This window comes from Candidatus Nitrosocosmicus sp. T (assembly GCF_054408485.1).
In genome coordinates, this window is the sequence record NZ_CP166992.1 from 2,535,667 (window position 1) to 2,548,013 (window position 12,347).

The 12,347-nt window shown below is 33.6% G+C and carries 16 protein-coding genes; 5 read left to right on the forward strand and 11 right to left on the reverse strand.

The features are described from left to right. Positions 1-563 precede the first annotated feature (563 nt). On the reverse strand, positions 564-1,136 hold the full coding sequence (locus tag AB0A59_RS13040; RefSeq protein WP_458744433.1) for an MEDS domain-containing protein: 573 nt from the start codon (positions 1,134-1,136) through the stop codon (positions 564-566). A 133-nt stretch (positions 1,137-1,269) separates the two neighbouring features. Between AB0A59_RS13040 and AB0A59_RS13045 the strand changes: the two genes are divergently transcribed. After that, on the forward strand, positions 1,270-2,265 hold the full coding sequence (locus AB0A59_RS13045; RefSeq protein WP_458744434.1) for a hypothetical protein: 996 nt from the start codon (positions 1,270-1,272) through the stop codon (positions 2,263-2,265). 230 nt (positions 2,266-2,495) lie between these two features. Here the strand turns inward: AB0A59_RS13045 and AB0A59_RS13050 are convergent, their stop codons facing one another. Then, positions 2,496-2,876, reverse strand: a complete 381-nt coding sequence (locus AB0A59_RS13050; RefSeq protein ID WP_458744436.1) for a hypothetical protein — start codon at positions 2,874-2,876, stop codon at positions 2,496-2,498. Positions 2,877-3,555: 679 nt separating this feature from the next. Between AB0A59_RS13050 and AB0A59_RS13055 the strand changes: the two genes are divergently transcribed. From AB0A59_RS13055 to AB0A59_RS13070, 4 genes are all read left to right on the forward strand, one after another. Continuing rightward, complete coding sequence (locus AB0A59_RS13055; protein ID WP_458744437.1) at positions 3,556-3,969, forward strand: hypothetical protein; 414 nt, start codon at positions 3,556-3,558, stop codon at positions 3,967-3,969. Between the two features lie 509 nt (positions 3,970-4,478). Beyond that, positions 4,479-4,874 (forward strand): hypothetical protein, encoded by a 396-nt coding sequence (locus AB0A59_RS13060; RefSeq protein ID WP_458744438.1) that lies wholly within the window; start codon positions 4,479-4,481, stop codon positions 4,872-4,874. Between the two features lie 10 nt (positions 4,875-4,884). Continuing rightward, on the forward strand, positions 4,885-5,055 hold the full coding sequence (locus AB0A59_RS13065; RefSeq protein ID WP_458747614.1) for a DUF7383 domain-containing protein: 171 nt from the start codon (positions 4,885-4,887) through the stop codon (positions 5,053-5,055). Between the two features lie 426 nt (positions 5,056-5,481). After that, the gene (locus AB0A59_RS13070; protein ID WP_458744440.1) at positions 5,482-5,790 is read left to right on the forward strand and encodes a cupin domain-containing protein; all 309 of its coding nucleotides are present in this window, start codon (positions 5,482-5,484) and stop codon (positions 5,788-5,790) included. A 121-nt stretch (positions 5,791-5,911) separates the two neighbouring features. On the opposite strand, the gene AB0A59_RS13075 is transcribed toward AB0A59_RS13070, so the two are convergent. From AB0A59_RS13075 to AB0A59_RS13115, 9 genes are all read right to left on the reverse strand, one after another. After that, positions 5,912-6,304, reverse strand: a complete 393-nt coding sequence (locus tag AB0A59_RS13075) for a nuclear transport factor 2 family protein (RefSeq protein WP_458744442.1) — start codon at positions 6,302-6,304, stop codon at positions 5,912-5,914. Positions 6,305-6,613: 309 nt separating this feature from the next. Further along, positions 6,614-6,889 (reverse strand): hypothetical protein, encoded by a 276-nt coding sequence (locus tag AB0A59_RS13080; RefSeq protein ID WP_458744443.1) that lies wholly within the window; start codon positions 6,887-6,889, stop codon positions 6,614-6,616. 472 nt (positions 6,890-7,361) lie between these two features. Then, entirely contained in the window at positions 7,362-7,544 is a 183-nt protein-coding gene (locus AB0A59_RS13085; protein WP_458744444.1) for a hypothetical protein, read from the reverse strand. 92 nt (positions 7,545-7,636) lie between these two features. Beyond that, entirely contained in the window at positions 7,637-7,981 is a 345-nt protein-coding gene (locus AB0A59_RS13090) for a hypothetical protein (RefSeq protein ID WP_458744445.1), read from the reverse strand. A gap of 889 nt (positions 7,982-8,870) precedes the next feature. Further along, positions 8,871-9,965: an NAD(P)/FAD-dependent oxidoreductase gene (locus AB0A59_RS13095; RefSeq protein ID WP_458744446.1), complete on the reverse strand. Its 1,095-nt coding sequence runs from the start codon at positions 9,963-9,965 to the stop codon at positions 8,871-8,873. Positions 9,966-10,093: 128 nt separating this feature from the next. Next, positions 10,094-10,300, reverse strand: a complete 207-nt coding sequence (locus tag AB0A59_RS13100; RefSeq protein ID WP_458744447.1) for a hypothetical protein — start codon at positions 10,298-10,300, stop codon at positions 10,094-10,096. A 45-nt stretch (positions 10,301-10,345) separates the two neighbouring features. Next, a complete protein-coding gene (locus tag AB0A59_RS13105) occupies positions 10,346-10,513 on the reverse strand; it encodes a Rieske (2Fe-2S) protein (RefSeq protein WP_458744449.1) in 168 nt (55 codons plus the stop codon). A 93-nt stretch (positions 10,514-10,606) separates the two neighbouring features. Beyond that, positions 10,607-10,999 (reverse strand): methionine-R-sulfoxide reductase, encoded by a 393-nt coding sequence (locus tag AB0A59_RS13110; protein WP_458744451.1) that lies wholly within the window; start codon positions 10,997-10,999, stop codon positions 10,607-10,609. Positions 11,000-11,312: 313 nt separating this feature from the next. Then, positions 11,313-12,338 (reverse strand): LLM class flavin-dependent oxidoreductase, encoded by a 1,026-nt coding sequence (locus AB0A59_RS13115; RefSeq protein WP_458744453.1) that lies wholly within the window; start codon positions 12,336-12,338, stop codon positions 11,313-11,315. Positions 12,339-12,347: the final 9 nt, after the last annotated feature.

Sequence of the window (12,347 nt, forward strand, 5' to 3'; positions counted from 1 at the left end):
TCATACATGATGGGAATTAAGTTCTTTATGGTAGTAGGGTTTTAATATATTTAAAGTAAATTAAATCTAATTGGTGATGAATTTAATCGGTTATAGATTTAAAACAATATATAATAATTTCTATATTGAAATTCTCTGTAGACGGCGTAATGAACAATAGGTTAATTTTTATCAATATGTTATAAGCAATGTTGATCAATATTGTCTGAGCAAACATTAAGAATGAACAATATCAATGAATTAACGGCAATAACCATGAATATGTTCTTACCATTCAATATCTTTTACTTGTGGAATACTCTTGGGATGACAGTCTTATTCAAAGGATTTATGAGAAATACCTTCCAGTAGTAGACTATGATAAGTTAGGATAAATTGAAATTTTTTATGATATCATATCATTGCATAACTGATCATATAAGTGTCTACACAGGTAGATATTGGTACCTTGTCTTGATATGATCATACTACAAATGAAGGATATATTCAGTATTGTCAGATTCTAAATATTAAAGATATACTAGAAAAAATTCTAAATTATTAGTTCCTTGTTGTCAATTAAATTATCGTATTATTATAGCTTTCTCATGATGATTTACAAGCTTTTGTCTAACTTTCTCGGGTAATATATCAAAGTCCTTTTGATGATATAAACAAATACCCTTTACATCATATTCAAAATGAGTCGGTAACGACAACTCATACTCAATCAATTGCTGTAATTTCTTTTTAAAAAAGAATGCTCCACTATCTCCTAAAATAGATACTCGCTTCTTTCCTAGCCTTTTAGCATACTTGACAAGTTGTTGAATAGCTTCATACTCATCCTTGGTATCATATTGCGAAAGATACTTTTCTAGGGAATCAAGAATAATCAAGCTTTTCTTATTAACCTTTTCAACCTTGTTTAAATCCCTCGCTCTATTATGGTGACTATGAGTAAGCGTATATCTGACAGAATCTCCTGTTTCGTAAAAAGGTGCAATCTGAACTATTTCTTCTTCATTATCAATTATTTTTTGAATATAAAAGGAATAAAATTCTCTACATGTATTTAAGTCACGATATATAACTAAACAGTGAATTCCGGTAGACTCAAATTTTAGGAGGCTTTTTGCTGCATTCTTGCTTTCCATGGATATGATATTATCTTTATAAGAAATTGATCAACACCACTCGAACATCTTATGTATTAAAGTTTAATACCTTGTACTAAAAAAATTAATGAATATGCTATAAAATTATGTTGTAATTATATAATGTAGAGAATTGTTAAATTTAAAGAAGAAGCGAATTCTATCTATTACCCATCAACAAGATATTGATGGTTTATTCTGTGGGGCTATATTAAAAAACGCTTTTCCAGATACTTTTGTTTATCTTACGAATTATGGATATAGAAATATTATTAGTATCGCAAATACAATAGAAACTAATATTATAAGGTCAAAAAAACAAGGTACAATAATAATAAGTGATTTATCAGTCGATAATGAAGAAGAAGCCTCGATCATAAAAACTGCTGGAACCAAGGCACGAACCAGTGGATGGGATTTCATTTGGATTGATCATCATAGTTGGATGCCCGGAATAAAAGACTTTATTCAATCTTTTGCAACAGTGGTGTTATCAAATGAGAAAGAACAAAAATGTGCTTCCGAACTTGTTTGTGATACACTTGATATTAAAAGAACTGCATGTATAAGAATGGCAAAATTTGCTCATATATCGGACTTTAGGCTGCCTGAAATAAACAACATGCTTCCGCTGCCAGAAATGGTAAGATATTATTTAACATTTCCAGATTATCATAGAAAGTTACATTCAATAATAAATAAAGCCTCAAAGGGTACCTTTTGGGATGATGGATTACAAGAGGAATACGAAAGTAAATATCTGCCGTTAAAAGATTTAGCAATAAAAGAGGCATTGAAATCAATTATGGTAACATTCATCCATAAATATAAAGTAGGAGTGATAGAGTCTCCAAAGATATTATCAAAAGGATTACTTTCAGAAATTGTGTACAAATCGTATGATGATTTGGATATCGTATTTCTATTTTCACCTGATGGAAAAACAAGCGTTAGAAGAAAATCAGGCTCAGAAATAAGATGCGATCTTATTGCACAGAAATTGAATGGTGGTGGACACAGTTATGCCGCAGCTGGAATAATAAGGCCTTCTACTGGTTTAGAAGATGATGAAACTAGAAAAATATGCATACAAGACGTTTTAAAAGCCTTGCAGATAGCCTTGGCATAGATAAATCTCTATATGATACGAAATTGACAAATTCATTGATTAATGGTACAGACCCGACAAAAAAGTTCCAGGAGTCGATAATCTATACACTATTGGCAATTGGTGGGTCCGAAGGAAATGTTGGCCGATAAAAGCTTTGCAAGTGCCAAAGCAGTAGATCTAAAAATTCTAAATGAAAACATAGGAATTGAAATACATCATGTATAAGAACAACAATTTTAATTCAACTCCTACGATATTTCATACTGGGCGACGTTAGATGCTTTAGATTTACTAATTCCTTGTCGCAAAACCTGACACACGACTTCCTGGTAAACAATTTGTACCGTAATATTGAGGGTAATGTAATCATCAAGGTGTCTAGGATTTTCATAACCTTCGATAGTTATAACATCATTTGATAAAATACTAGATGTAGTCCCCCATAAACAAACATAATTCTTTGACTGATTTTTGTTTAGAAATTTTTTATATTCAACATATTCAACAAGAAGAAAAGTATCTCCGTTTAAAATCAAGGTGCCTTCGTTATTTTCATATAGTGAAAGTTTACCACCAAATATCTTAGTGCTTCCAGAAAAACACCAGTCAGTAAATTTATGGCCATCCAATATATAATTACTCTATCACTAACATATTAATCGTATAACTAAGAATTTGGGATTATTGATCCTGTCCCTTGGTTACCTGAAAATATAATCAGTTGTATTTTTTGTTTGCCTACCTTATTATATTTATACTTTTTAACAGAGTATTAGAATTCTATTTGGTATAACCTCAATTCGGTGAAAGTTAGGTTGAATGTAGTTTTTTGGATGGTATATGATCGACAGAAACCCTAACATTGAAATTAGTAATGTCGGAATAATATTTAGGATCTAAGGGTAATAACGATAATACGAGTGGAATCTAAACCTTAATTTATAGTCACATTTTTAGATGGACTGTGGAATATGATTCAAGATTGAATATAATTACTAGACAGTTATATAAAACTAGACAAAATAATTAATTGATATGTGTTGGGTAAACACCAAGTCACATTAAATAATTGAATGTTTGAGAGTAATGACGATTGTATTTGTTTTTTATCTAGAGACAGATATTCAAAAATTATGATATAACTCTAACTTCAATTTTACAATAAATCACTAAATCGTAGTCATCGATACAGTAACTTCACTATTTATTGAAAAGTATCGTCAATTGATAATATTAAAATATTTGGTATAACCATGCTCATTTCGTTTTGTTATCCTTTTATAGTTTATTAAACGATGGAATTTACAAATGACTACTAAGAAAATCATGGTTGTTGGCATTTCATTCGCTTTGGCCGCAATGTTACTTTCATCAGGTAATGTGTTAAACGCCTCTTTTGCACAAAATAATATTGTAGACCAAACAAATACTATAGACCAAACAAACGGTGGTGGTGGTGATAACAACAACTCAAATAGACAGAATTATGACGATTTTCAAAATTGTCTAGATGGTGAAGCTGGAACTACAGGATTCGCTACTGAACAACAGATAAGAGACTGTTTTGCCCCAATATATATCGGCGATGACAGCAACAACGATGACAGCAACAACGATGACAGCAACAACGATGACAGCAACAACGATGACAGCAACAACGATGACAGCAACAACGATGACAGCAACAACGATGACAGCAACAACGATGACAGCAACAATTAATTGAAATATCCATACTGGGAACTGCCCGGTTAAATAAATTCCATCTATTCAAATTTTTTTTCGAACTAATGACTATTTTTCGCCAGAGATCGTATATCTAAAATGAGAGGTTCTATAGTGTCCTTTAAAATAGTAATTCCTTCTACACGTTGATTGCTTTTATTAATTCTTTCATCATGTTCAAAGTTATTGTGAAGACACTAGCGGATATTCATGAATAAAATGGTGATCGGGCAAGCATGGATTAGAATTAGAAAACACATTAAAAATATGGATAGGACAATGGATAGGACAATGGATAGGACAATGGATAGGACAATGGATAGGACAATATGTGATTATTGACTGTATATACATTTCCTTAATGTTAGTAATATATATCATATTTTTATATTAAATATCTTTCATAGATTAAAATGAGGAAACAGATGTCTTTTTGTTAAAGAATGTAGAAAAGAAACTACGATCAACTACTACATTGTTATAAACTTTAATTATAATTAGTTTGTGTGCTATATAATTTAAGAAAACGACAAACAGTCTGTTCAAGAACAAAGGCAACTTTCATTAAGGTTCTAATGTTGATTGCAATTTTCGGTTTAAGCCATTTATCATTATCATTATCATTTTCACCATCACTTATTGCATATGGTCAAAGTCCTGAGATGGCTAACCCTCAAATGAAAGCTTCTAATTTTGTAGCTGTACCCATCGAACAGCATCTTGGAGACAATAAGAATGACATTTTTGCTCCAGGCTTTCCATTCAGAGGAGACATATCCAATACATTTAACTTTACAATTGATACTCCCAACCCTGTAGGCCAAAGTTATCTTTTGATCCAAATATTCGGATTCTTATTCCCAAGGTCATACAATAAACATCAATGGACAAAATGTAACTAGTCCACAAGGTATCTTAGACAACATTGGTGATGGAAATTGGGCAACATTGACTGTAATAATGGATGATGGAATCCTGAAATCAGGTCCAAACAATATCCAGATTTTAAGGAATATAGACTCACCCGATAACTTTCTAATAGATAACATAGTTGTCAACTGGCAATATCAGATTAGTCAATAATATACTCATTTAAGATAGACAGGTGGTCCCGATTAACCAATAGTTAATGCTAAAAACACTAATAAAACTCATATTTCCTAAATATCGACATGTATTATTTTTTTCAACACATTCATTACAAGATAGGCGGAAAGGAATAGAGTAAAAACATACAAAAGATTTCATTTAAAGAAATGGCTCATAAAAAGAACAAACTTATGGTTCAACAGATTCATAGACAGTTTATGAGATAGAAAAAAAATTACAAACTAAGCTACAAGGATATGGATAAAGGAGTTCACATGTTCACATATGTATGCTACAAATGTCGTGTTTGTCTCAGATCTACCATATTATCACAACAATTACAAATGGACTCACTAACTTGATGCTTATTATTTACTATGTAATAAAAAAGAATAAATTCTTAAATCTGGAATTGTTCTTGTGAAGGATAAACCATTTGATTTTCATGGTGCAAAGTTTACTATCAAGGTTCTCAGCTCCGAAACAGACTATAAACATACTGTTCTAGAAATATTTCACCAACCCAATTTAGGACCAACATTACATACACATCCAAAAGGTTCAGAAACTTTTTACATAATTGATGGAAATTATCGCTTCATTTTAGATGGAAAATCAATCGAAGGTATGCCTGGAGATACAATCTTTGTTCCAAAGGAAACTCCTCATCGATTTGTAGTAGGTCCGAAAGGCGGGCATGCGATTGTAATTAGTCCCCCCCGAACTTGAGTTCTATTTTTTCAAAGTCAGTGAATTACTAGTTAAAGGACAGGTCTCCTATGAAGAAGAGTCGAGTATAGGGAAAAAGTATGGTCAGGTTTTTCTTGATGATACAAAACATTGGAGCTAATTAACCTGTCATAGCTTCATGAATTATTTGGGTATCTGTATATTGTTTGAACTGGAAGATTTTGTCATCTTTAATTGTATACAAATGACAAAAAGGGACAATAAAATTTTTGCCTATTTTTGTTTGACCGCAATACATTCCAAAGACAATCACTTTATTATCAATACACAGAAACTCAGTTGGATTCGCATGAAATTCTTCAAAATTTGACAACATTTTAGGAAAATACTCTTCAAAAACCGATTCTAGTCCTACGTATCTTCCGCCATTTGGCATTCCATCCATTGTTATCCATTCGATATTATCGAGACAAAAATTACGATGAACTTGACCTCTATTTTTGAATGAATCATAGAAATCTTTTACTAATTTCTCATTGTTTTGCATCATCATTCCTCGTTATCCTTATCCATTTAATCTCTTTCATATTATCGATTTATGATAATCTTTTTTAACTTTAGATACCTTTATCATTCACAGAATTATCTTGTTATAAAATTTGATTCACAGTAATTTATTATGGTTACAGTTCTCATTCGTGGGGATACATTTCAAGATTGAATAGAATCTAGTAAAAAAATATGCCTATCTAAAACATACGTCAACTATAGATCTTTTGTAAGGTTTAGTCATATAACCAATGCAGAATTTTTTTATGAAAAAATTGTTAGATATTCAGATGTTCGCATTACTCTAGATCAATTATCTATCTCTCAATTCGAAGTTTGTAATCTTATCAGCATATTTTTTATACAACTGATCAATAACTCTAATCCTTTGTGTATGTTTGCATTTCTTGGGATTTCCAGCCGAATACAAATATCCCTTACATGTGCAAAACCAATGGTTATTATCCTTTAATTTATTAACCCTATATTTCTCTCCTGTAGTAACTGATTTCACATAATAAATATCCTCCTTATCATCATACTCTACCGATTTAGTGAAATCAATTCGCGTTATATGATTAGAATTCATTTTTCTAAAAATTCCTTAATATAAAATCGCATACTAGACATATTAATTTATGACATATGTTTTCCCTTAACCATTCATTGGTAGTTTTCAATAATTAACTGGAGCTGTGATGATGTTGCAATTCCATCTTCTAAAACGGAGTGGGAGTTAGCAAAGCGTGCAACTCCTTATCAGCACGTATCTATGGAAGCGAGTATAGTTGGAAATAAGATAAAGGATTTGAAAAACTACAAAACACTCTCCCATTATACAATTTTACTATGTCAGAAGGTAATGACCTAGGCTTGCCTGCTGGAACTAAAAATGAAGCTGTTTCATAGGGCTATTTGATAAAGTTAGAATTACTTACTATTGGTAAACATTACATTCAATTTAAAGGCATAGTTACTGATTTTACAGTTACAGCATCGTCTACTTTAATAACTGAACTAACATAACATCTGAATGTCAAATGATAGAAATATTAGATTAACTACTCATATTCATTAAGTTTTGAAATTATCGCTTCTCCTTGAGGCACTCCACATTTCAAACAAGAAGGCAAAAAAGCTTTGAATACTGTCCTTGATGATATTTTCCGCTTTTTCTTTTGTTGTTTTTCCTCTGATGCCTTTTTTATATTTGGGTAAATCGCTACTTTTCTTGCAAAACACATGTTCAAAGGAACTGAGATTGTTATCTACAGACTTGCCTATCTTTTAATAATAAAAAAAGAAGATTGTACAAAGCACTTCAGATATTGTTTTTTCACTGACCCGTTAAATTAATATTCTGTAGGGTTTGTGCTTGCTCTTGAGCTAACTGTGTCTGATTTTGAGCTCTTTGAAGTTGTTCTTCTGCAAATGGCGAAGGCTGTTGACTGGCTGGTGGTAGTGACTCATTTCCCTGACTTGATTGAATTTCTTCCTGAGCTAACTGTGTCTGATTTTGAGCTCTTTGAAGTTGTTCTTCTGCAAATGGCGAAGGCTGTTGACTGGCTGGTGGTAGTGACTCATTTCCTTGTTGAGCACTAATGTTACTGTTGACTGGATTCAAAAACACCATCAAACTAATAGTGAACATGATGGCAAGAACATTGAATATGTTTTTCATTGATATTGAGTGTCTAACAATGTTTTTATAACTATCATGAAAACAGAAATAAATCAAATTCTACTCACCAATATTAAGCAGAAAATAGATTAACTATGTCAGGTTATAGGTTTAGGAAATTAGTTCTAAAATATGGCGGTTTGGTAACAAGACATCTGTCAATTTTAACATGAATTTCCACCGGCATTCCAATCGGACAGAGGACGATGGACTGGGCGAGATCAAGCTCCTTGTGGTAGTGGGGCTCTAATACAAATAGACGATTTGAATGCAATCTACAACTATGCAATTCTAGTCAGTATTTAGTAGTCCAGCCTGTAGTCATTTTTTGGTAGGAGAAAAACGAAAAACGATAAATGGCAGTTTATCTTGGGTAGGTTTCTTGCCGTACTGCGAATAACATCAGGGGGAGTAGTATAAAACCAGAAGCAGTAAGGATTTTAGCACTCTTTACACGTCCAGCCAATGCGAATACTGCCGAAATTGCAAATGGTAAAATCATCTCCCAAGTTATAGTATATGCTTCAACTATTCTAGTTAATCAGGTATATTTGGATTAATAGTGGTTACACCTGCTAAAATCAAGATACCAACTATTACGGTTGCATCAATTCCAGCAATATCTCCATCTTTAAACAACTTGAAGTTGGTACAAGACTAAAAAAAATAAAGAATTTGATAGATAGTATCTCTAATAGACTCATATTCAGTTATTTTAAACATAAGTATTGACTTTTAGAATGCATCATTATTTCGTTATTTAAATAGATTTATTAGATAGTAACAGTTCTCATCCGTGATGATGCGTACTGATTTCGGTATTTTAAACAGGATTCTGAAACTAGTGAAACAATATCATACTCAAACTTTAATCGATCTCCATCACTCTCTACCCGCTTGAGTTGTTTTTCCTAGTTATTGAGATTGCGCCTCTTAATAGATCCTCATAAATTGCTAATGCCGCAGTGGCCCCACTCGCAGAGGCCAGGATAGCGTAGTGTCTATCTGTGTCCATATCTCCGACTGCATATACATTAGCAATGGTAGTCTGTTGTTTCTCATTGACCTTGACATAACCTGTATCTAATTCGCATCCTAATTTTTGAGCAATTTCATTTTGAATTTCTATTCCGAAATGGTAAAATACGATATCAACTTTATGATGACGATTACTATTAGTTAGTACACTATTTATGGTATTCGTCTTTGAATCGTAAATGATTTCCGTTATGATTTCATCTTCAATAACATTAATTCCCAACGAAGTCAATTCATTCTTTTGTTTTTCGGTTAGACGATTGTTCTTTTGATTCCCATAATACACTTTATCGCTTTCTAATTCCTGTAAGAAAAGTGTAACATCTCTAGTCCATCCGAGAAAAACTTTGGCATAATCGATTGCTTCTGCATAATCCTTATTGGAAGCTATTATGACAAGTTTTTTATTTGTAGATGCAAATCCATCGCAGTGTGGACAGTGCCAAATACCATTTCCGAGAAATTTGTTAAAGTTCTTTATTTTAGGCTTTGGATGCTCAACGCCTGTTGCAAAAATTACATACCTTGTTTTAAATACTTTCTTTTGAATAATCTCTTCTATTGAATTATTTTCTTTTTTTGCTCGGATGGATGCCGACAATAAGAAAATATCGCTACCTTCCTCAGTAACTTTCTTTACCGTTTCAACTTGGCCTTCTATTCTTTTGACGGATTCGTATTTTAAAACATCTGACCAGGATTTTTGAATCGCGTCTTTTATAGATGAATTTTCAAATCCAAGATAGCCATGCATATTGTAATTCCTTTCTTTTAAAACATCAAAAACTATAACAGATCTAAGATACCTTCCCAATAGTAACGCAGCAGACAAACCTCCAAACCCTCCACCTATTATACCGACATCAAAAATATCTTTAGTAAAGCTACTACCGTTATTGCTATTTACCGAAGTATCTATGATGTTATTGCGTTTATGGGGGGACAAATTAGCTTTATTTACTTTCGTATTAAGACATAAACTTGATTATATATAAATGGCGTAATCTCGAATTAAGCAACAAGCTTGTGAAAAGTTTAGATCAACAAAATTTGAGCTTTGATGATAGGAGGATCTTACGGAGTGAATTTGACTTTTAGTTCATTATTGTCGTTAATGATCTGGTACGTTTGCATATTGTTTGTCCTAACAAAGGAGATTATTTCTCCAGCTTTTGCGAAATAGTCTTGTATATTTTTTGGTAAGGAACTCGTATCCATTCCGGACATTATTGGGTCGCTGAGCTTTTGACCAGTAACGATATCGAATGTGGCATACTGCAATGGGCAAGATATTATTTTCTTTTCACCATTAACTCGGATCTGACCCTAAGACATAGGGGCATTCGTATGTCCACAGCGCTCTTCAATTGCATAGAACTGACCATCAATATTAACAAGAGCTATTTCTTTTCCATCAATGTCGACGTGTTTCATTGATCGAGGAGGAATTTCACTCGCCAATGCAACTTTGACTAAGTCATTTTCAACGTTCATGAGCTAAGTAAACTTAGGTTTACATATAAAGTTATCGTATGCCCGATATATATGACTATGCCATCGGCGACAATAGTGATTGCAGCATTATTATTACTCACGAATTATTATTTTTGGCAACTCTTTTCCCTTTGGAACAAAATGTAAGGATAACGAATTGATACATTCCCGAGTGTTTTTATCTGTCAAATGTTCTCCCAGGAATTCGTGTCCTAAATGCGCATCACAATTTTCACATTGTATTTCTGTTCTTATTCCATCGACATCAGGTATACGTTTTAATGCATTTTGTAAACTTTCATCAAAGCTTGGCCATCCACATCCTGCGTCAAACTTACTTTTGGATGAAAAGAGGGGATTATTGCATCTTCGACAAATAAATATCCCATCTTCATAAAAATTGTCATACTTACCAATGAAAGGAGCTTCCGTTGCCTTATTTACAATTATTCTCTCTTCCTCTGGTGTTAGCTTATTGTAGCTCATACTCTATAGATTTCCTGCTAATCACATAAATAATTCATGTTTTTTAGTCCTTGTATTCTTAATATCTAAAACTAATTTTGTTTGACTCAAGTTAACTTCCAAAATATACGATAAATTAAATCGACTCCTTTTCTACCCCATCAACTTATCCTAATGACTAGTGGGATTTATAACGAACCTGCAAGATACTATACGCCCTCCACTCTGCACTAAAAATCGTCCAACTTCAATCATCTTTCAGGCCATCTTTAAACGGCGATAAACAATGAAATTACAGACTGCTTTTTTTGAATATTTGCCGATAAACCTTAGGTTAAACGAGTTCATGTAAAACAGGAGTTACCCGGGTCCCTATTAATTTCGTAGCTTGCATGAGCTTTTCATGAGGTAATGATGCAGGATTCATCATAAAAGTAATGCGGGAAATCCCACCAAGTGCTTTACTATGCCTGATAATTTTCTCTGTAACTTCTTCCGGATTACCTATGAGGAGCGCACCACTTTGACCCAGCTGAGTATCAAAATCCCTATGAGTTATCGGTGGCCAGCCGCGTTCCTTCCCGATTTCGTTCATGCTGCGAGCATAGCCCGGAAAAAAGTCATCAATTGCCTCTTGGGTACTCTCTGCTACATATCCAAGTGAATGTATCCCGACCTTCAGCTGATGTGGCAAATGACCGGCCCTTTTTCCTGCCTCTCTGTAAAGATCTATTAATGGTTTGAAACTGGGTGTTTGGCCGCCGATGATCGCTACCATTAGAGGTAATCCGAGTAAGCCCGCTCTAACAAAAGATTCAGGGGTTCCGCCAACGCCTATCCATATCGGCAGAGGATTCTGCAAGGGTCTTGGATAGATTCCCTGTCCAGTTAGAGCTGGTCGATATTTGCCCGACCAATGAACATGCTCATTCTCTCGAATCCTTAACAGCAATTCAAGCTTTTCAGAAAAAAGTAAATCGTAGTCATCCAGCCTCAAGCCAAATAATGGGAATGCTTCAATGAATGAGCCGCGACCCACTACCATTTCTGCCCTACCTTGAGAAAGAAGGTCCAAAGTTGCAAACTCTTGGAATACCCTAACAGGATCGGCTGCACTTAATACCGTTACTGCACTGGTAAGGCGTATATGTTTAGTACGTGATGCGGCTGCTCCTAGAATGACAGATGGGGCAGAATCAAGGAATCCATGACGGTGATGTTCACCTACTCCAAATACGTCCAACCCGATTTGATCGGCAAATTCAATTTGTTCAACTAACCTTTGCAAGCGTTCGGATGAGCTTACCGATTTCTTAGTATCATCATGAAAAGCTGCAAAACTGTCAATTCCTACTTGCATAGATATACA